Raw genomic sequence first — 19,143 nt, forward strand, 5'->3', positions numbered from 1 at the left:
GAGAGTCTCGCAATGCTGACTGCAAATATGTTGATACTGCTTTTCGCTGCTTTTGCCGTGGTCATCTTGATCGGTGTGCAGACGAGCTTTGCCGTGCTTCACGACCGCGTGGTGACCGCCGCTGGTCCGATGCGGTCGCTGGAGTCCCTGGAGACCGCTCTAACCGATAAACGTATGGCTCTCAGCGATATCGATAATGAATTGAGCGAGCGCCGAAAAGCCCTCGCCAACATCGCTGATGTGCAGGCGGACTACGATGCCACAAGACGGCAACTGGACGAGCTCAATGCAGAGTGGCTCCAGAAGGACGAGCGCCGAGACGAAATCCGAGCGATACGGGAGCAGATTGAAGCTGAGATAATCGAGAAGCAGGCGATTGACGCGGAACTCGCTTCGGCCAGGGCCGACTTGGACGCCGTGCATGATCGCCTTGCAGCCGCAGAACGCTTGTTTGCTCTTAATGATGAGATGAAGCGCGAGCAAGCAGCATTGGAAGCCAAGATTGCCGAAATGCGATCTGAGGCTATGGAATTGAAGGAAGCTCAGGAGCGCGTGCAGCGCTTGGAAGTTTTGTCACAAGAACTTGGGCGGGAAGTCACCCGTACCGAGGGCCTTCAGCAGGCCGCAGCGGCACAGCTTGCTCAGGTGCAGGAAACACTCGCCGCCGAACGACAGGCCACGGCAGTCGCGCATTCGGAGTTTACGCAGACTTCCGCGAGGATTGCCGCTGCCGAAGAGCGTGAACGGTCCATCGAGAACGATATCACGACATTGGAGCATCGCCGCTCGTCGCTAATGGCTCAGGTTGCTCGAATGGACGAAGACGTCGCCGAAGCGGGGGGCACGGATGCGCCAAGCCGCGAGGAGGCGGTTGCAGAGCGTCTCAAGGAACTGACCACTCTACCGCCGGTCCTTGCGCACATGCAGACCTGGAAGAAGCGGGCTGCCGAGAACGAAGCCGAGGCGGTGCAACGGGTATTGCAGCGACTGGATCAGAATGGCCTGCACTACGATCGACGCATTGTTTATGCCTTCCACACGGCGATGAAGACCAACGACACCACTCAGATGGCCGTCTTAGCGGGCATCTCTGGCACAGGCAAAAGCCAGCTCCCCAGACAATATGCGGCGGGGATGGGGATCGGGTTCCTGCAAGTTCCGGTCCAGCCTCGCTGGGACAGTCCTCAGGATTTGATGGGTTTCTACAATTATATTGAGAAACGATATCGCCCGACCGATATGGCCCGCGCCCTCTACCATTTGGATGTGCTGAACAATCCGACCAGCGAATTTGAGGATCAGATGATGATGGTCCTGCTGGACGAGATGAACCTAGCTCGGGTCGAATACTATTTCTCTGACTTCTTGAGTCGACTGGAAAGCCGTCCTTCCATCAATCGCGTGTCAGACAAATCTCTGCGTAAGGATGCGGAAATTGAGCTCGAAATCCCGATGCCGCGCGGAATGGACGCTCCCAGGATTTTTCCAGGATACAATCTGCTGTTCGCAGGAACGATGAACGAGGATGAAAGCACCCAGTCGCTTTCCGACAAGGTCGTAGACCGCGCTAACGTCCTGCGTTTTCCAGCTCCCAAAACAATCCGGACAACATCGCAGAAGGGTACGATTGCGGAACCCGAAGCACTGTCTGCCAAGCGCTGGCGTTCATGGATTAAGCCCGTGGCGTCGGTAGAAAACGAGACGGCCGTTGTAGACGGCGTTGATCGCATGGTCAGCGTAATGAAGGGCTTCAAACGACCCTTCGGCCACCGCCTTGGTCGCGCCATCATGGCTTACGTCGCCAACTATTCCGCCTTCGACCAAGCCGGGGATGTGCGTGTGCCCCTAGCCGATCAGGTCGAGATGCGCTTGTTGCCAAAATTGCGCGGTATCGAGGTTGAGGATGGCAACGACCACGCCTTTTCAGAACTCATGAGCTTCGTTGATGACAAGTTGAGAGACGACCAGCTCGCGCAGGCGATCGGTGACTCGATCCGTTCAGCGAAAGAAGGATCGGGCCAGTTCGTTTGGAACGGGGTGTCACGCTAATGCTCCACCTCGGTAGGCCTTGGGACCGCAAAGCTGTCGTTGACGCCAAGTTCGGGCCAAACGATTGCTTGGTCAGCGAGGTTCGGGGCGTGGCGCCGAAGAATGGAGGGCACTCCCGGCTTATGTCGGCTACGCTCCATGACGGGCCAATGGAGTTGATCCTTCATCCATACCCCAAGGGTGCAAACGGTCAACGCCCGGACCGGATTGGCTTTCCGGTGCGCCCGAGATCCGTGAAGGACATTGAGACTGAGGACGACATAAGGGCGAGAGAACTTCTTCGCCGCATGAACGAAGTCCTGGCGAGAGTGCAGGAGCTTGGTGAAGCACTCGAGGATCCGCTGCATGTATGGCCAAGGTTGCGCGATGCGTGGGGGCGGGCAGAGAATGAGGCGGACCCTCGAATGGCGGAGATCGTCCGCCAAGCGCAGGACGTTCTGCCTCGTTTGAAGGCACTGGAGCCACGGATCAGGCGTGTTCTGCGTCGCTCACGCGAACTGACGTCATTGGATCGCGTCCAGGAAATGGACCGTGCGTCCATGCGATGGCTGGTTCGCCAACCTGGTCGAACGATTGCTGAGAGGGCTGGTACAAGCCAACGTATCCTCGCGACTGTGCGGCGGGAGAATTTCGACACACCCGAGAACAGGGTATTGCATTCGTATTCCAAGCTGGCTTTTCAGGTTGCGCGTGAATGGATGCAGGAGCATCCGCGAGCCAAGACAAGTCGCCGATACGCCGAGGTCGAGAATTTTGGGCGTTTTTGTAAGACCTTCGCGGTGATGCTGGCTGATCTCGAGGTGAGTACGGCGGATGCGAGTGTCGTTCCGAACTACGTTCTGATGCAGGAACCAAGCTACCACGCGATTTATGAAGCGTGGCGTCGTCTTCTCGAAGAAGACAAGGTCCTTGATGACCTTTGGGCGTGGCAGGCTGAAACTTGGACGGATTTTTCGGTTCTCGCTGTTGTGTTGGCTTTAAGCGAGTTGGAGGAAGCCGAACTCGTCGCTCAATCGCCGATCGTCTGGCGGTCTGAAGCTTCTCTTGGCAGATGGTTTGAGCAGGATCGCCCCATTGCGGTTTTTTGGCTTAGGAATACGGGACGCATCGTCGAGGTGCAGTCCCGGCCAGTGGCCCCCGGGCGGTTGCTGGCTTTGACTCGTGCTCATGTCTCATTGCGTATCTCCGACATCCAAACAGGGGGGATGCCACGACGCGTCGCGGTCTGGACGCCGCATTCGATGGCGCGATTGGACCTCGGCGATGCGGTTCAGAAGGCCAATGAACGTTTGATCGAGGTGCAGCCATTTGGTCAGACCGAGGTCTTACGAAACGGCCTGATCCTTACACCCTCTCACGGCGAGTTCGAATCCCGACTTGCGACGGGTCCACGCACACGTGTTGACGGCATCGCGTTTGAGGCATCGGGTGAGGGGTTGCGACAGGGCTTGGACGCCATACGAGCTTTCGCTCGGGGCGAAATATACGCGAAGTCAGCATGAGGAAGCTTTGCGGCTACGATCTGAACGGCTGGCGCGATAGAGCTGCTAGGAACTGGGTCATACTTCCTGACGGCGAGGAACAGGAAACAGCGTCGGCAATCGTCGAGGGTGGCGTTTTCGGTGTGGTCGTTCAGACTGGAGCGAAGTCCGATGGCGGACTTGTGGGTGGCGCCCAAGCCGCCATTTCTCCTCATGGCCTTGGCACAGGTTGGGGAGAAATCGGAGGTTCGGATAAGCGGATCAGAGTCACTGAACTTCTTACGGATAATCCATCTGTTGGCTATTTGACAGCGGCCTTCAAGGGAATGTCATCCTTGGCGGGCTTTGGTGTTGCGAGCTTGGATGACCACGCCGAAACCGGAGAACTGCTGCAAGAACACCTTCTCACTGCCCTACGAAAATCGAAAATTTCAACACCCCTGCTTGTCTGGCGATCGGTGTTGGCGACACTTTCCGCAATTGAGGACGGCTCCATCCTGGAAGGGCAGACGGTCGGCGTGATTTCGCACGTTGCCGACGGTGTGACCGTCCAGCGGCTTCGTATCCGACGGGAGAAAAGTCATGGGGATACGGTGTTGGCCCCGGAACGCAGATCTGTGGGTAGACTGATAGAATCCGATTGGGGCTATCGCGGATTGGCACGACGAGCGGAGCAAGCGGTTTTGGCTGCGTCATCCAAAGGTCGCACCGATCACCTGACTTGGGCGCATGCCAACGGTCGGCTTGCGCTTGGCATCCCTGCTGAAGCTGAGGTTCTTCGCCAAAGCAACGGGGACTGGGAGGTGCTCAGACCGCCCGCGTCGCTGAAGTTTGACGGTTTGTCTGAACTTCCGGACCTGAGTGACGATGTCGCAGGCTGCGATATCGTTTTGGTTGAAACTTTATCTGAAAATGCCGTAAGTGCCGCGTTCCATTCGGCGGTTTTGAAAAGTGCAGGCCGCGCTGTGAAAATTTTGGCCGGAGGGGCGGTGGCGGAGGGGGCTCTGTTCGCAGCGCGGCGCCTCAGCAGACGCGATCCCATCTACTTCGACTTCCTGCCGCAGATATCGACGATCGTTCAAGGCCGTGATGCTGTTGAGAGTTTTGATCTTGTTGATCCCGAGGAGACTCTTCCAGCGGGCGAAGTCTATCGAAGCCCTAAGCCAGCCCGGCTTGCGATCCAGGCGGGGCAAGATCGGGTTTCGATTTTCCTGAGAAAGGAAAACGCCGAATTTCCTCGAAAAGCCGAGGTGAATATAGGCGTAAAAGTTGATCAGACCGTTCCTGTTGAGCTTTGGGTCGAGCAAAGCCCAGCCTCGGGTCGTGCCCAAATCCTGGTCCACTCAAATAAGCTAGGGCACCACTTTCACGTAAATTGGGATGGTGCGACAGAGCTTAATCAGAGTTGGGATAGCCTGCTGGCGGGGTTCCAGCGACCTGCCCCGACTATCCCAGGGCGGCTCGTGCTTCCGTGTGGGATGGATGCCTGGAACGACAGCCCCCGTGGCGAAGGTATGCTTACCCTCCTTGAAAGGAATGTGGATCGAGATGTCGTTGACTGGACGTCCCTGGCAAATCGCCTTTCGGCTCGTCCCGGCGGCAAATACGCAATATCAAGTGACGGAGCGATCCCACCAGAAGTCGGTGCTACCGCGATCGCACAGCTGGATCAGCTGGTCGAGAGGGCCGTTGACGAAGTCCGGCGTGGGTTGAAGGGTCAAGATGTTGGCACACAGTCATTCAGGTTTCTTACTTGGCAATTCCGGCGATGCCCAGTTGAGGTTTCTGGTTGGCTCATGGAGGCTTGGGATAAAGAGGTGCGGGGACACCCTATCTTCACGCACGGGTCTCACTGGAAGCTCGCGTATCAAGGCCTCGGACGTGTGGCCAGCAACAGAAACTTAGAGCTTCAGGCAATTCACAAGGTTCTGGGCAAAACTATCGACACATGGAAATGGCAGAAGGAAACCGCTGCAATGGCGTTTCTCCTATCACGATCGGAAACGGCGCCGAAGCTCCTTTCTAGAAAGGACGTCGAACGTATCGCCAAACGCGTCCTCCGCGAATTCGAAGAAAATCTGGGGTCCACCTACACCAAGTTCCAATACGCCCCGATGTTGTTGGTGGGTTTGTTGCGCTGGCGTGTCGTGGAGCCGTTCGCGTTAGTTGAAGGCCAAGACCCGACGGCCGACAAATTGGTAAAAGCGGTCGAGAAAACGATCGCCGATCTCCGTCATCGAGACCGTTCAAGGCCGTTGACCAAGTTTGGGCGTATTCTTGAGCAGGTTCTTGAAGAGCTGCGGGGCGAGGGGTCGAACCCCGAGCTTCTGCTGGATATTTATGGAGGTGCTGACGAGGGTTGACGTGCGTGCCGTTAAGTAAAGTCTCTTTCCTTGAATGAAACTTAAAGTTGCGTATAGTCAGGAGGCGCTTCAGGAGCTCGGCCATCGCAAATATCCAGAGTCATCGTCATCTCCCGGTTTTATGAATCGGAGCCACAGATGTCCGTCCGGTTCCAAAAAATAGAACTTTGCTCGGGAGCGCATACGAAACCAGAGCCAACGCGTTATCAGCTTTTACGGACCATTAGCTCCGCCGGATGCGATCTGAGACTCAATCTTCGTTCGGGTACCAGCGTCCTTAAAGAAGCGACTGGAGGAAAAGGTCTCGTTGCGAACTTTTTCCACGCACTGCCGCACTGCCTCAAACGCCTCATCAACTTTGCCGAGCGCGGCAGCCGAAAATTCGTTGATACCCTCTCGCACACATATCCGTCTGACCGCGAACAACACATGATAAGCGCCCTCGGTGATGAACAGATCTTCTGGATTGACGTGTTCGTCTTTCCTAAGACGTCTTTGAATGTCTTTCTTTACCACATCGATTTTTTTTAGCACCTCAAGCGGGATAAGCAGCGTTTCTGGGACAAGGTCGTCCGAAAATACGGTATCAAACAGATCGCCGAAGACACGACCTCTGTCTTTTTTCGCCACCTCAGGCATATCAAGTGCATATGCAACGTAAGCCTGACCAGCGCTTTGAGCATCAATGCGCTTTTCCTTCGGTTCGTCAGCGAATTGATTGGTTTTCCGCTCGTAGAAATAGCCTTTCGCCAGAAGAGCTTGCTCGATTTTTCGCTGGATAAGCGTGTTCGCGCGAAGGTCGCGGCTTTTGATTGGGGTTTGGCTGTTCGTCGTCTCAGAGACCTTGTGACCGACCGACTGCTCTTTTGCCTCTATTATCCGGGCAAGCAGGAGAACGTCGGACACTTTCTCGGGATCCTGCCTATAGGCTTCGAAAAGAGCGTTTGACGTTTGACCGCCATTCACAATTTGAATTCCCTTCAGCGACACGACTGGGCCACGGCTGCCCTTCGCGTATGAGAACGAGGAGCATGTGATCGTCAGGCCGTTGTTCAGGTACCAAAAAAGGTGCCTATCATCAGAAAGCGCAGTGGAGATGATTTCTTTGTTGATAGCATTCTTGCTGGACAGGTAAATTCGAACATTCTCATCAAAAATTGGAGTGTACACGGCAGTCTCATCGTCGGGCTTACTTATGAGCTTAACCAACTCCGAAGCATCAATACTGCATATTAAAGCACGGACATTTCCATCCGTGCGTTCGTAATAGTCCTTGTCGATAATCTTTATGTCGCGGTCAATCGACGGCTTTTGTGAAGATACGAAGAGGTCGATAACTTCATCCAGACCATAGTGATGCTCTCGAACTCCATTGTATTTTTCTAGAGCCTTGCGCAACCGCTTTTGTTCATCCGAAATTATAGTTGCGGTGTTGGAGCAAAAGTGAATCTCAATAGAAGGGTTCTTTTTTTGTAGTGCTTGCCAGGCTTCCTTAACTTTCTCCCAGAGGACAGGATTGCAGGTTTTCGCCATTGCCTCGTCTTGGTCTAACAGGTCACTGACAAAAGAAAGGATTTTGTCGATCTCGCTCCCCGGGAAATTGTTCTTCGATTTTGCGAAGTCCGTCGTGTACTTGAACTGAAAGATATGGATGATATTTTTTCCATCTCTTTCATCAACGTAAAGGGCATCGACACCCCGATCATTGGAACCGTCAGTGATGGCGTCGTAGGCCTCTTCCTCGGTAAGGTCGAGGATGGTCGAGACCATCAAAGGCATAAACGCTTTACTTGAAACGTCAATTCCAAGCTCATCACTTAACCACTCATCGACCTTATGTGTGACCGTGCTGAAGTCAATGAGTGTCGCCATCGGTGCTCTCCGAGATGCTTGTTAATTCATCTCGTCCTTAGCATTGGATTTTTTGTTGTACCAGATCATACAGTTGGAATGGCACGGTAAAAAGATGCACAGACATGCGTGAGCGAAAGGAGGGGTCGCGGGGCCTATGCTTATAGAACCGCGGTTCGTTTCCGAGGGGCCGCCACCTACTTCGTCCGAATTTGACCAAGGCCGTGCCTCCAAGCCAACTTTGAACGCTTGGCGGCTGCATATTCCGGAGCGACCATCAGATAGTTTTCCGGAAGATCCCACTTCGCCCGATACTCGTCGGGTTAGAGTCCGTAGTGAGAGCTGATGCCGGTTGAGGGACCGATACCTCCTTCCGTCTTCGAGGCAAATTAGGAACTCGTCGTTAAAGGCTTTCGGATTGAGACCGCTGGCTTCGGGTTTTCGTACTGATGACGTCTCTTTCAATTTCGAGGGTGAACGCGTACGCCGCGACAACTCCCTCTATAAAGGCGACCAAACGGTCGGGCGGACGAACTTCATCTGCAATCATTCCTGCCACGCAACCCGCCACCAATCGAGAGGTGCGGGTTAATGAAGTGGCAACTATTACCCAAGCGTTTTCTGGGTCGACGATCCGGTGGGATGCAATTTTTGTGAAGGTGTCATACTTGCTTGACTTGTGCATTCCGGTCTCGTGACCCGATCAAGTTTCCCATCTTCGGTGCTGATATAATCCACCGCCACTGCGCCCCGCTTAGTTCTATAAAAGGTCTCGATGGTAACCTGAAGAAATTCAATTTGGGAAATCTCATTTTAGAACGCGGCGAATTGCTAACGAGAGACCTGAGGTTGTCATCTTGTCCAAAATAGCCCACATGCAATACAATATCAACGCACAAGACCAATTCACTGACTCATAGAAACTTGTTAACGTAGGTTCAAAGAAGGAAAGAGCAAATGGTCCGTTTTGTTAGGCTATCCTTGCATAAAGTTTCAGTCGCAGTGCTGGCTTTCCTAACTTTACAGGTCGGACAGTCTAGATCTCAGGTTGACGATGATGCTTTCCTTGCCAGTCCGCAAGGGAAAGCTCTAGTTATGATCACTGTTCGAGGCCAAACGGGCGACGGACAGGTTGATTCTAAGCAGGGAACTGCATTCTTCATCTCGAAGACCGGCTTCGCGTTGACTGCAGCTCACCTTTTCTTCAGCAATAATGACCCCCTTGTAAAAGTTGACGAGCTGTTTGCTCCCGATGGAACCCAACATATTGCTGGGGCAATTGGTTCGGCGGGTGACAGTCCCAAAGCTTTCACGCTTGTAGAGTTGGATGAAAAGAGGGACATTGCATTAATCCGCTTGCTTGGACCCGTGACCAATCAACAATTCCTAAACATCTGCGATTCCACTCCCGCTGGCGCAGCATTGATAACGGTAGTCGGGTTTCCTAAAGCCGACGGCCCCGCATTTTTCCGCATCAAGCGAACCTCTAATCTCGTTGGAAAGAGATTGCCATTCGACGAAACTCTTGAAGTCGGGATGGGGGGGGCTCCCATCTTGAATGAGGAGGGGGCGGTTTTCGCGATTGCGGTACCGGGTCTAAAGGGCAATTTTAATGATAAAAACTACGGGGTTCCTATTCGTTTCCTTTCCGAGCAAGCGACTTCTGGTGAAGCAACGATGGATTGCAGTAGCAACTCAGCTACACAATTAGAGCCTAACAAAGAAGATCAAGCCAAACTAGAAGAGTTGCTGCGCGAGGGGGAGATGTCGATCGGCCGTGATCCAGCGACAGCAAAAGATAAATTTGAAGAAGCTAAAGTCCTCGACCAATCGTCTTGGAGGGCAAACTACAATTTGGCAAGGATTGCGTTCGATCAAGGAGACTATCGGACAGCTCAAGACCTTATTGGCCTCGCTATTAAACACCATCCCACTGATATCACCATGTATATTGGTTCCGCGCTCGCAAAAGAAGGCAACAAGGATTTCGTAGGCGCAGAGCAGGATTATCAAAGGATTATAGAAAGCGTGCCTTCTGATCGCTTCATCGCTAAAAACGCACTTTTCTCATTAGGTCAAATCCGTCTGCGCATCGCGATGCAATTTCCCGAAACAAAACACGCAGATAATTATTTAGATCACTCAGAAGAAGACTTTATAAAATATCTTCAAACGGGTACATTACCGCGATATCTTGCGTGGTACCATCTGGCTTGCATAAAAGCTTTCAGGGGAGACAGTGCAGGTGCTAAAACTTTTATTTCGAATGCTTGGCAAGCGGTTTCATCGGATCATTATCAGTACAGAACTGATCCAAGTTCCTATTTGACGAAATTGCTTGACGCAGAATTAGTGAAAAATGAAAAACCAGGTGACGCGGTTCAGTGTCTCAAGTTAAAAGCTCTCGCTGCGAATAAAACGATCCAAACAAAACCCTAAATTTTTATAATCAGCCGGAAGACAGTTTACTTCGGACCGCCGCCGTCGTGATTAAAGCTGCAGCCTGGATCTGGGCAAGCAACAGCTAACGAACTATGGAAAATAGAAGGACTAATTAACAGCGTTGTTACCATTAGCCTGCGTACGAACTTCTTGAGGGCCATATTTGTATCTCCAAGCGATTACCAAGCTGTAGCGAACCTATTTTACAGAATTCGGGCAAAAATACATCCCTCTTTCCCGCTTATCGCCTGTTCGCCAAATATTTCAGCGTTCGTTACGCGTGGCTAAACTGATGGTAAGGGCAGCCGCCTGCCCAGCGTATTAGAGCATCCGAATACATTTTCATTTAGAAGTTCAGTTGGAATGTAAGACCTGTAATGAGTGTCTGTGAGCGAACGTTACATTTGTCGCAATCAATACAAAGTACTAGGAAACCCGTAAAATCACAGATTTGATACTTATATTTTTTAACTGATATATAGGAGGAACACCTATGCGCATATCCCGCAGGACGCTTCTTGGGACAATTTCAACGTTTCCGTTATTATATAGCACTCCAACTACATTACTCGCCCAAGTGGAAAATTTCGATCAGGCTTTTAGTGCTCTTCAAAGGAACGAAAGCTTGCTGGAAACCATCAAGATGGCTGGTCTCGAAAGGGAAACGGCGGTCCAGGCACGAGGTACGGTAAACTCTCGCAAAAGAGACACAACTCGCGAACTCTCGCCAAAGGCCTTAAAGCTAATAGTCACGTTCGAAGTTAGCAGTGAAAGCGTTTATGAGAAGAAGTACCGCGGCGTTATCAAGCCCGGAGGTGCCTCCGGCCCGACAATAGGTATTGGCTACGATCTAGGGTATGTAACGGAGAAGATTTTCCGGGAGGATTGGCAGGCCTACCTTTCTGAGGCCGACCTACTTAAACTCTCATCAGCCTGCGGTAAAACCAAGACGGCGGCTACCGCAATATTGGGTCAATTGAGTGGAATATCTATCCCTTTTGACGTCGCGCATGAGCAATTTTTAAAAAACGTTGTTCCAGTTTACATGGCTGCCACGACTGGCGCACTGGCAAATACTGGAGAGTTAAGTGACGATTCGCTCGGAGCGCTTGTCTCGCTTGTATACAATCGAGGCCCAAGTTTCACAAAGACCGGTAAAAGATACCGTCATATGCGGAACATAAAAAACCACATGACCCATAAGCAGTATCAAAATATTTCTAAAGAATTTGAGGAGATGAAGGTGCTCTGGCAAGCGCCCGACGTAATCGGTGTAGCAACTCGGCGTCACCTTGAGGCGTTGCTGTTCGAAGAAGGAAGGGCATGAAAGCGCGATCGTTATATATCTTTTTAGCTGCACTCTCTGCAATTTTGGTGCATCCCGGTCCGGCCGCTGCAGTCCGTCATGCTGCTATAATCAGCTTTTCCCAATACCCGTGGGCAGACCTACCGGGTGTAAGGGCAGATCGCAATATCATTATGCCCATACTTGAGGAAGACTTTAAAGTAACCCTATTCGGTGACAATCTTAGGTCAAAAAAGGAGTTTCGACGGGCTTGGTTTGCTTTTGTTGAGACTATTATGCCGCAAGATGATGTGGTTGTTTACTACTCTGGGCATGGAATTGATGTGGATGGGGCGAATTTTCTAATTCCATTAGATTCAGAAGCACCAAACTCAAGTAATATAAAGTTGGAATACCTGAAAGATGACTTTATTTTATTGCGAACGTTGATAGAAGAAGTGCAAAATCGGGACCCGAGGTTATCCGTATTCTTGTTGGACGCATGCAGAACTAACCCATACGCGAGCAGAGGAGCCGGACTGTCGCGCAAAGGGCTACGTCCCGAAGCGATTGAGCGCTTTGGAGGTTATTTGATTGTGTTGTTCTCGGCTGAATTCAATCAAGAGGCTCGCGATAGCATGCCCAATGGGGATGTGAATGGTGGTTCGCCATTCGCATTAATGTTTGCGAAACTTTACAAGGACGGCAAGCACCTATCTCTCATGGCTTTTTTTCAGCTTGTAAGCGCGGCTGTTCAAGAGGCTGTGGAGCCGGAAGATCAGCTTCCGACTATGCAGGGGATGGTTCCGCCGAATTGGTGTTTCGCTGAATGCAAAGGTGTGCCTGGTCAACAGATTGTCATTGCGCCCCTTTCTCGCTCGGCGGGACGGGAAGAAACAAGACGAATTGTAAGCCAACAAACAGACATAAAAAATATCTCTGCCGGAATTAGTTCGGACACAATGATTAACGATGCTATAAAAAAATTGGGAAATGTAGTTTTTCTCGGAAAATTGTCTGAACGGGGATGCTCAGCGAATTCGGCAAGTAACGATGTTCCGTTTGGGTGTGAATTCTTGAAACAGGCGATGTCGACGGTGTCGGGCCAAGGGGCCGCAGAAGTTTTCAATCGAGCACCCCGGGCTATTTATGATGTGAATATTCGGCGGTCTCCACCGAAGGTAGAAGGGAAGAAGGCACACTATGACTGCAGTGTTCGGATTCTGCGGCAAGGTGAAATTGTTCAATTGAAAGCGATAACTGGCTACCAATATGCCGACGATACCTTTCTCTGGGGCGTAGTGGACGCGCCTCAGCTCGACCGATGCAAATGAAATGCAAGTCTTGAAACGTACTTCAGCTAACTGAATTTGGCTTGTGAGGTTCAGGATCTGATGTGAGTCATTGGTAAAAATGGGTGGGCACTCGACATGAGAATGTGTTTGAATTCGTGAAAACTGCACCTCTCATGATCTGCCTCGCCTGGCCAGGTCCGATAATGAATGTTATCGGACACCTGAGCCCAAAATCCTAAATCCGAGGCTTTTGAACCTAAGGGGCGGTGGGTTCCGCAGTTTCCGACGATAAAGCTAGCGGCCGACGCCAAAGGGAATTGACATCCTCGTCCAACGCTCTTCGCGCCGTCCTGTTTTCCCTTCTTTCGGCGCTACAGTCGCGGGTAAGGAGGGCCGTCGCCTCAAAGATCGATTCAACATGTTGAGAGCTGGATTCGCTTCTCTGTCTCAAAACATTAATATACTTAGCAATGTCTTGGCTGGTCTAGCGACCAAATCTGTTTTTCCTTGAGAAAGACCGCGGAGGTGGATTTACACGACAAGTGTTCGGCATGCGGAATATTGACGACAGCAATCCATATGGCGGCTTCACTCACCCAAACCCTTTTCTCCGGGTTTTTGAGTTCTCGTCTTATGGGCCACGAAGATTCTATCTTTGAGCACATTGGATGCCTTAAACGTCACGACGCGGCGACGCGATATCGGCGCTTCCTCTCCTGTCTTTGGATTCCGGCCAATCCGCTCGTGCTTGTCTCGCACGTTAAATGTGCCGAAAGAGGAGAGCTTCACCGTTTCGTCGCGGTCGAGAGCGCTGGAAATCTCGTCTAAGACCAACGCGACAAGCTCAGCGGATTCGGTCCGCGACAGGCCTACCTTACGGAATACTGTTTCCGCCAGCTCCTGGCGGGTGATTGTTTTGACATTCATCTGGCGTTCCCGCTGCATGATTCATGCCTTCCCGGCATAAACGCTTCATAAGTCTTATTAGGAAGGGGATCACGCACGCTGTATCAGTGCTAAAAGTAACGGTTTCCCGATACACGTGGTTTCGAGCTGCTCGCACACGCGATCATTGACCTGGCGGTTGGCTCAAGCCGATAGGAGGTGAATGTTGACAGCTCTCGGACCTTTGCCCGTCCGATCCGGTTCGGTGTCTAACGAGATTTTTTGGCCCTCACGGAGCGCCTCGACCCCAGACGCCTGCAACGCGGAGACGTGAACGAAGATGTCCTTCGCTCCATCGTCTGGTGTGATGAAACCGAAGCCCTTCTCACCATTGAAAAACTTTACTGTGCCGCTCGTCATAATCCCCCCTGAGCTTGGACTACCCGACAACATGCAATCGTCCGGGGCCTGGCGCAACTGGTTTCACCGAGATTTGACTGCGATTCCGGTCAATTGGCCGTCCTCGCGCAGAAGCACGAACGCGGCATTAGGTAGCTTCCGCCCTTATGTAGGTTAGCCGTTGATCTTGAAAGTGCGAGCCGCGATTCTGGACTTTCCGGCTTGCTGGAGAGTGAAGACTGCTTCACCAAAAATCTCGCGGCGCCTTCGCGTCCGCGCTTCGATTGCCAGTTTGACTTCGTTTGCGGTTTCCGACGTCTGCCGTGGGACTGATGCCTCGTTCTCCACCATATCAATGAGCAGATTTCGGAGCACTCCGTTTTCTTCCGTCAGACGACGCATATCAGCGCTGACAGGGGAGGTCGATAGTTTGCGAGCAATCGTCGCGTTGATATCCTTTTCCACAAGACGCGTTGTCGCGGCAAGGAAGCGAGCGATGAAAAACGTGCAGATGATAATGGACAGCGAAATGGACAGGTACAGCATATTCGAACTCCGATCGTCACCCTGAGATCGTGTTGCCGTAGACCACTTTCAATATGCACCGGCCAAAGCGCCCATCGATTGCTATCGACGGGGGAGCTTCAATGCATCGGCGGCGAAATTGAGCCGCTCATTCGATTGCCAAGCAAACTGACGGGGCTGCTATTCCCGCCCGATCGATCAATGTGCACATAAATATCTACAGAATTGTAGAGAAAAATACGCATGCTACTTGGGGGCGGGGATTGGCCAACCAGAGATATCTGGCGCTTCGATCTCCATCTGATCAGGAAGTTTTAACCGTTTTTCTGAAACGCTCGAAAATTCTTTCCTGCTATTTAAGCGCGAGGAGGATCAGTTGATGCGTTATCGAAAGTTTCAGACTAGGTCGGAACGTAAGATTTTTCTGGCAAGCCCTGCCTTGATCGTGGGCCTTGCAGCTGTAGGCGTAGCTGCAGTTTACAGCCTCGGCGGTGTTCATGCCCTGACCGCGACGGCAAGTGGTTGCGTCGTGAAGGGCAACATCTTGATCAACAGCCGGGAAAAAATATTCCATGTTCCGGGGCAAGTGGATTATTTGTCCACGAAAATTAGCCAGGAGTATGGAGAGCGGTGGTTCTCTTCGGAAGCGGAAGCTCTAGCAGCAGGCTGGCGGAAGGCGAGAACGTAATCCTCTCGATTAGACGGCGAACAGATCGTTCGTCTTGCTTGGATGACTGCCAAGCCCACCAACTTCTGTATAGCGAGGAAGAACCGTCATCCGATCGACAGGGAGCGGCCGCTGAAGCTTCTTGGCCTCTTTCCAAGGGGCGGTCATCCAGATTTCACATTCTTCCCTAGTTGTCAGCAGCACCGGCATTGCTTTGGGGTGAATTGGCTGCACGATGTCATTCGGGCTGGTGGTCAAAAAACCATAGAGGTCGTGTTCGCCCTCCCGAGGCGCCTTGATCGGTCCACGTGCGCCAATCCATTTCGTGTGGATACCAGCAAGCGCGAAGACCGGTTGATTTTCATTCACGACGAACCACCGCAGAGGTTTCTTTCCGGTTTCTGGATCGGCGTCTTGTTCGTACTCCGAGAACGCAGTTGCCGGGACGAGGCATCGGTTTGCAACGCCGAGCCATTGCTGCCAGTGCGGAATGAACGTCTTCCTGACGTTCGTCACGCCGCGATCGGGCTTGCCGTCGAGATGGACATCAGGGGTCGGCATTCCCCAAGTCGACATCACAAACTCACGTTCGCCTTCCGTGTCGATACGAACTATGGGACCGGGTCTATCCGGGTGAACGTTCACCGTAGGCGGCAGATTGCCCTCGCGATATCGGGTGATGTCGATAAAATCCCTGATGGCTTGCTGATTGGACGTCACATTATACAAGTTACACATGGCGGTCTTCGTCCTCACGGCAGGCTGCGGTGCCATCCTGTATCTTCAATTCAACCTCCAAGTCTCACAGGGGCTCGGTTAGTATAGTCTGAAAATTCAAAAATACGCTGGTCAAATCGGCCAACCGAAAGGTGGGGGCATCGGCGCCCGCCACTGCGGTTCCTAATAAGGACACCTGTCCCAGTCGCTCATTTCGTCAGCGGGCTGTTAGGGACTCGACCGCTGTGATGGATCGGATTATCGCCTCCTTCTGCTTGTACTGGGTCCTCGTTATTAGCGGACTGTCCAGAACGTGCCGGGGGGAAGCTTCCGTCCTGACTTTCGACGCTTCCCTGGTCAGGCAGTGGTTGCGGATCTAAATCAACACTTGGCGGTTCTGGCTTCCATGTCGGTGAAGTCGGGTGCTGGTCCTTGAGGTCATCGTTTTTTTGTTCGGTCATAGGAATCTTCCTTCAACTATCGCTAATTTTGTGAAATCCACGCGACTAACCTTGGAACTCACCGTCATTAATGTCTCGGTCTTTACTGTTGATGTCCCAATCCTTGGCCGCAGGTTTTTGACCGGGAGGCGTCTTGTTCAGGGTCGCATCGTCCGAACCTGTAATCACTCGCGGCTTCGCGCTGGCGACCCCGTTATTGTCGCTGCTCGTGAGCCCGCGGGCGTATTGACCTTTCGCGTCGCCCCGTACTGTCGAAAGCGGCGTCTCGTTCTTCTCAGAAGGCATCACTTATCTCCCTTTGTCTTGCCCGCATCCGTAGCTTTGTTGCGATCAGGATCCTTGAGATTTTCACTTGCTGCATCGCGATCCGTATCCGGATCGTCAACTGCGGGAAGGTAGCCCCGCGGGCGCGTTTCTTCCGGGCCTTCCCATCTGGGGGACTGGTCGGTCGTACCTGGTATGCCGGGTTTAGGTGATTTCTGTTGCATGTCGCATGTCCCTGTTGGTCCGTAGAAACTAAACCCTCATGCAGAAGTTCCACTTCAGAACAAAACCAAGGGGTCCGCCGATGAACCCTTTGTACAAATCGTGCAATGACGCGTTCCAGGGACACCGAACTGGAGGAGGGTCCGTGTTCAAAGAGTTCATACCGACATCCCAAATCCACGGAGAACGCCCGTGTGCATCTTCCAGCAATGGATTTGCAAATCGAAAAGAACTAGCGTCGTTCGCTTTTGAGCGGACGCGGATGCCCATGGTCGTTTCCCACGCCAGGGCGGCCGACCAGTCTATCGTGGTTGCTAAGGTGCCTAGTTTCTGGGGGAGGCGAGGTTACCGTCAAGTGGAAACGTTTTGCCAGGTATGAACGGGTTTAACCTCGTATGGTCAGAAAGTGGAGCCAGCGTGCCGATAGGTAAATCAAAGCCTGGCTTTGGAACCATGCTCGTTGCCGCGATGGTCGAGACGCAACTGGGAGGCAGCGTCGAGCGCGAGTGGAATGAAACGGGATTGAAGCTACGGCTCTCTGTTCCTCTGCAATGACCGGGAAACATTTTAAGCGGCCGCGCAATTATTGGGCATCAGCGCAAATGTCTGAGTTGCCCTCGTCGCGCTAGGTCACTGACGTTCAAAACATCGACCATCCGGTCGACCTCGTCAGCTTCAAACGCTTCAAGGAACACGCCGTGATATTCGGCTGGCCACCCGGTAAACACGTCCACAACCGACCAATATTGGTCCCTCGTGTTTTTTCTGACTTGGTAGCGCAGGTGGGTCATTCAGGTGACGTATAGCTGCCGGTTACAAATGCAAGAACCTTTGAGGCTGTCGGCGTCGAACAGCGTGCGACAGCTGCCACCGACAGGAAACGTCAGCAACCCGTCACTGTTTGTATCGACGATATGAGATTACGTCCGTTCTCTCGGCCCACTTGCACGATTGCGGATCCATTGCAGACAGATGATCTGGAAGCTTTAAATCGGTATTGGGCACGAAATCTGTTTGGTCCGATTGGGGCGACCGAGGCCAGCTTCAACGGTTCCGTCAACTTCCCGTAGAATGCGGTTAGCGCCTCGGGAGAGAAAGGGCCCTTTCGCCGCTTGTCGGCTCGGACGTACTGTGAAGCCGATTGTCCATCGCCCATCCCAAGGGCTAAGTAGAAAGCTCGTACAGTTGTTGCCTGAGTTTCAGCCTCCGGTCCGATGTCGGACTTGGTAATGGCCGTGGCCGTCATCAACAAACGCGCATGGTGATGTCCCGTATGGGCACCAAAAAAATCTTTCCCGGTCACGGTGACCTGCTGGCCAAGAAACCGGTTCATCTCGTCGAACCAGCGTTCATCTTCCGTCGGGATGAGATGGATGGTCTCTAAAACCTCGCCAGCGTCCAAGAATTCATCGCCCGTCGTGCAGAGAGGGTCATTTAGGGTGAGAATGTACGCGGGTTCGGGCTCGTCACCGTTTGTCACATCCTCGAAATTGGGTGATCCTGGAAATATCGGTCGAGTTAACTCGCCGCTCAGTCGCAACTCCTGGACCTTCTCGATAGCAATGCAATTCGCAGGCGCTGCTAGAGCGGAACCCGTCGCGACACTGATTGAAGCACATACGATTGCGAAAAACCGTATCGGGGCGAGACATTCGAATGAGCTCAGTTTGGTGGGGAGCCATCTGTGGTGAAAACCCCCGCGAACGCCCGGCCGTCTGAGAGTTTGCCTTTGCATGAGATAGTTGACTCCCCTTTATATGGATTCCCGAAACTGCATTTTCCTGTTGCCGCAAAGACATTCGGCTTGTCGGGCGTTTTCACGTTGAGGTTAGCGATAACCTTGTCGATATTGGTGATGTCTGTATCCGGCGTGGGGTTTTCACCATCCATCCCACTGAAGGTGATACTCCGACCGTCCTCCATGACGAAATAGAAGCCGACGCGACCGTCGGGGTACGAGGTGCTCAAGATTTTGGACGAACAGACATCGCCGTACTTCTTCTTGCCCAACGTGAGTTTGTCGCAGCTGCCATTGAGCACGACCATCTGCACGTCGCCAACCTTAGTCTGTCCAACAGCATCAAGCGGAGAATTAATGGCTACCAGAGTGCCTGAAATCAGAAAGAACGCTTGAATGAAACGCAACACAACCCTCCATGAGACACTGTTCGATCGCGCAGGCGCCGCGCCATTGGGTTACACTCTAAATTTATGGTTGTGCAAGTCCACTGAATTCA

Annotated in this window: 17 protein-coding genes and 1 pseudogene; 7 read left to right on the forward strand and 11 right to left on the reverse strand. The window is 52.4% G+C overall.

Features of this window, described 5'->3' with window-relative positions:
* The first annotated feature begins 12 nt into the window (after positions 1 to 12).
* The 3 genes from ACP7E0_RS02735 (at position 13) to ACP7E0_RS02745 (ending at position 5,893) form a co-directional block, all read left to right on the forward strand.
* On the forward strand, positions 13 to 2,049 hold the full coding sequence (locus ACP7E0_RS02735; protein ID WP_426122794.1) for a chromosome segregation ATPase-like protein: 2,037 nt from the start codon (positions 13 to 15) through the stop codon (positions 2,047 to 2,049).
* Positions 2,050 to 2,198: 149 nt separating this feature from the next.
* Entirely contained in the window at positions 2,199 to 3,551 is a 1,353-nt protein-coding gene (locus ACP7E0_RS02740; protein WP_426122795.1) for a DUF2357 domain-containing protein, read from the forward strand.
* Entirely contained in the window at positions 3,548 to 5,893 is a 2,346-nt protein-coding gene (locus tag ACP7E0_RS02745; protein ID WP_426122797.1) for a hypothetical protein, read from the forward strand. The genes ACP7E0_RS02740 and ACP7E0_RS02745 overlap by 4 nt, the downstream gene beginning before the upstream one ends.
* A 213-nt stretch (positions 5,894 to 6,106) precedes the next feature.
* On the opposite strand, the gene ACP7E0_RS02750 is transcribed toward ACP7E0_RS02745, so the two are convergent.
* The 3 genes and pseudogenes from ACP7E0_RS02750 to ACP7E0_RS02760 form a co-directional block, all read right to left on the reverse strand.
* A complete protein-coding gene (locus ACP7E0_RS02750) occupies positions 6,107 to 7,765 on the reverse strand; it encodes an AIPR family protein (RefSeq protein WP_426122798.1) in 1,659 nt (552 codons plus the stop codon).
* Between the two features lie 176 nt (positions 7,766 to 7,941).
* Positions 7,942 to 8,055 (reverse strand): annotated as a pseudogene (locus ACP7E0_RS02755) (MucR family transcriptional regulator); the annotation flags it as partial.
* Between the two features lie 92 nt (positions 8,056 to 8,147).
* Positions 8,148 to 8,429, reverse strand: coding sequence for a hypothetical protein (locus ACP7E0_RS02760; RefSeq protein ID WP_426122799.1), 282 nt, complete (start codon positions 8,427 to 8,429; stop codon positions 8,148 to 8,150).
* 272 nt (positions 8,430 to 8,701) lie between these two features.
* On the opposite strand from ACP7E0_RS02760, the gene ACP7E0_RS02765 reads away from it, so the two are divergent.
* The 3 genes from ACP7E0_RS02765 to ACP7E0_RS02775 all read left to right on the forward strand — a co-directional run bounded on the left by ACP7E0_RS02765 (position 8,702) and on the right by ACP7E0_RS02775 (position 12,805).
* Positions 8,702 to 10,183 carry a tetratricopeptide repeat-containing S1 family peptidase gene (locus ACP7E0_RS02765; protein ID WP_426122800.1) on the forward strand — a complete coding sequence of 494 codons (1,482 nt, stop codon included), beginning with the start codon at positions 8,702 to 8,704 and terminating at the stop codon, positions 10,181 to 10,183.
* A gap of 496 nt (positions 10,184 to 10,679) precedes the next feature.
* The gene (locus ACP7E0_RS02770) at positions 10,680 to 11,513 is read left to right on the forward strand and encodes a hypothetical protein (protein WP_426122801.1); all 834 of its coding nucleotides are present in this window, start codon (positions 10,680 to 10,682) and stop codon (positions 11,511 to 11,513) included.
* Positions 11,510 to 12,805, forward strand: a complete 1,296-nt coding sequence (locus tag ACP7E0_RS02775) for a caspase family protein (protein WP_426122802.1) — start codon at positions 11,510 to 11,512, stop codon at positions 12,803 to 12,805. The genes ACP7E0_RS02770 and ACP7E0_RS02775 overlap by 4 nt, the downstream gene beginning before the upstream one ends.
* A 549-nt stretch (positions 12,806 to 13,354) precedes the next feature.
* Here the strand turns inward: ACP7E0_RS02775 and ACP7E0_RS02780 are convergent.
* The 3 genes from ACP7E0_RS02780 to ACP7E0_RS02790 form a co-directional block, all read right to left on the reverse strand.
* Positions 13,355 to 13,693 carry an integration host factor subunit alpha gene (locus tag ACP7E0_RS02780; RefSeq protein WP_426123038.1) on the reverse strand — a complete coding sequence of 113 codons (339 nt, stop codon included), beginning with the start codon at positions 13,691 to 13,693 and terminating at the stop codon, positions 13,355 to 13,357.
* A 162-nt stretch (positions 13,694 to 13,855) separates the two neighbouring features.
* Positions 13,856 to 14,071, reverse strand: coding sequence for a cold-shock protein (locus ACP7E0_RS02785; RefSeq protein ID WP_426122804.1), 216 nt, complete (start codon positions 14,069 to 14,071; stop codon positions 13,856 to 13,858).
* Positions 14,072 to 14,224: 153 nt separating this feature from the next.
* A complete protein-coding gene (locus ACP7E0_RS02790) occupies positions 14,225 to 14,596 on the reverse strand; it encodes a hypothetical protein (protein WP_426122806.1) in 372 nt (123 codons plus the stop codon).
* A gap of 358 nt (positions 14,597 to 14,954) precedes the next feature.
* Here ACP7E0_RS02790 and ACP7E0_RS02795 point away from each other — a divergent pair, with 358 nt between their 5' ends.
* Positions 14,955 to 15,263 (forward strand): succinoglycan biosynthesis protein exoi, encoded by a 309-nt coding sequence (locus ACP7E0_RS02795; protein WP_426123039.1) that lies wholly within the window; start codon positions 14,955 to 14,957, stop codon positions 15,261 to 15,263.
* 9 nt (positions 15,264 to 15,272) lie between these two features.
* On the opposite strand, the gene ACP7E0_RS02800 is transcribed toward ACP7E0_RS02795, so the two are convergent.
* The 5 genes from ACP7E0_RS02800 to ACP7E0_RS02820 form a co-directional block, all read right to left on the reverse strand.
* Positions 15,273 to 16,016, reverse strand: coding sequence for an SOS response-associated peptidase (locus tag ACP7E0_RS02800; RefSeq protein WP_426122807.1), 744 nt, complete (start codon positions 16,014 to 16,016; stop codon positions 15,273 to 15,275).
* Positions 16,017 to 16,465: 449 nt separating this feature from the next.
* Positions 16,466 to 16,705 carry a hypothetical protein gene (locus ACP7E0_RS02805; RefSeq protein ID WP_426122809.1) on the reverse strand — a complete coding sequence of 80 codons (240 nt, stop codon included), beginning with the start codon at positions 16,703 to 16,705 and terminating at the stop codon, positions 16,466 to 16,468.
* Positions 16,705 to 16,908 carry a hypothetical protein gene (locus tag ACP7E0_RS02810; protein WP_426122811.1) on the reverse strand — a complete coding sequence of 68 codons (204 nt, stop codon included), beginning with the start codon at positions 16,906 to 16,908 and terminating at the stop codon, positions 16,705 to 16,707. The genes ACP7E0_RS02805 and ACP7E0_RS02810 overlap by 1 nt, the downstream gene beginning before the upstream one ends.
* An 881-nt stretch (positions 16,909 to 17,789) precedes the next feature.
* The gene (locus ACP7E0_RS02815) at positions 17,790 to 18,308 is read right to left on the reverse strand and encodes a DUF4431 domain-containing protein (RefSeq protein ID WP_426122813.1); all 519 of its coding nucleotides are present in this window, start codon (positions 18,306 to 18,308) and stop codon (positions 17,790 to 17,792) included.
* A 260-nt stretch (positions 18,309 to 18,568) separates the two neighbouring features.
* Positions 18,569 to 19,051, reverse strand: coding sequence for a hypothetical protein (locus ACP7E0_RS02820; RefSeq protein ID WP_426122815.1), 483 nt, complete (start codon positions 19,049 to 19,051; stop codon positions 18,569 to 18,571).
* Positions 19,052 to 19,143: the final 92 nt, after the last annotated feature.

Origin of the sequence: Pararhizobium sp. PWRC1-1, assembly GCF_049897905.1 — a bacterium.
Classification (GTDB): domain Bacteria; phylum Pseudomonadota; class Alphaproteobacteria; order Rhizobiales; family Rhizobiaceae; genus Pararhizobium.

Bases quoted from the DNA above. Each gene is read 5' to 3' on its own strand.
- ACP7E0_RS02785 (WP_426122804.1), bottom strand. From the start codon at position 14,071: ATGACGAGCGGCACAGTAAAGTTTTTCAATGGTGAGAAGGGCTTCGGT.
- ACP7E0_RS02805 (WP_426122809.1), bottom strand. From the start codon at position 16,705: ATGCCTTCTGAGAAGAACGAGACGCCGCTTTCGACAGTACGGGGCGAC.
- ACP7E0_RS02770 (WP_426122801.1), top strand. From the start codon at position 10,680: ATGCGCATATCCCGCAGGACGCTTCTTGGGACAATTTCAACGTTTCCG.
- ACP7E0_RS02795 (WP_426123039.1), top strand. From the start codon at position 14,955: ATGCGTTATCGAAAGTTTCAGACTAGGTCGGAACGTAAGATTTTTCTG.
- ACP7E0_RS02810 (WP_426122811.1), bottom strand. From the start codon at position 16,908: ATGCAACAGAAATCACCTAAACCCGGCATACCAGGTACGACCGACCAG.
- ACP7E0_RS02745 (WP_426122797.1), top strand. From the start codon at position 3,548: ATGAGGAAGCTTTGCGGCTACGATCTGAACGGCTGGCGCGATAGAGCT.
- ACP7E0_RS02775 (WP_426122802.1), top strand. From the start codon at position 11,510: ATGAAAGCGCGATCGTTATATATCTTTTTAGCTGCACTCTCTGCAATT.
- ACP7E0_RS02790 (WP_426122806.1), bottom strand. From the start codon at position 14,596: ATGCTGTACCTGTCCATTTCGCTGTCCATTATCATCTGCACGTTTTTC.
- ACP7E0_RS02740 (WP_426122795.1), top strand. From the start codon at position 2,199: ATGGAGTTGATCCTTCATCCATACCCCAAGGGTGCAAACGGTCAACGC.
- ACP7E0_RS02765 (WP_426122800.1), top strand. From the start codon at position 8,702: ATGGTCCGTTTTGTTAGGCTATCCTTGCATAAAGTTTCAGTCGCAGTG.
- ACP7E0_RS02780 (WP_426123038.1), bottom strand. From the start codon at position 13,693: ATGAATGTCAAAACAATCACCCGCCAGGAGCTGGCGGAAACAGTATTC.
- ACP7E0_RS02760 (WP_426122799.1), bottom strand. From the start codon at position 8,429: ATGCACAAGTCAAGCAAGTATGACACCTTCACAAAAATTGCATCCCAC.
- ACP7E0_RS02750 (WP_426122798.1), bottom strand. From the start codon at position 7,765: ATGGCGACACTCATTGACTTCAGCACGGTCACACATAAGGTCGATGAG.
- ACP7E0_RS02735 (WP_426122794.1), top strand. From the start codon at position 13: ATGCTGACTGCAAATATGTTGATACTGCTTTTCGCTGCTTTTGCCGTG.
- ACP7E0_RS02800 (WP_426122807.1), bottom strand. From the start codon at position 16,016: ATGGCACCGCAGCCTGCCGTGAGGACGAAGACCGCCATGTGTAACTTG.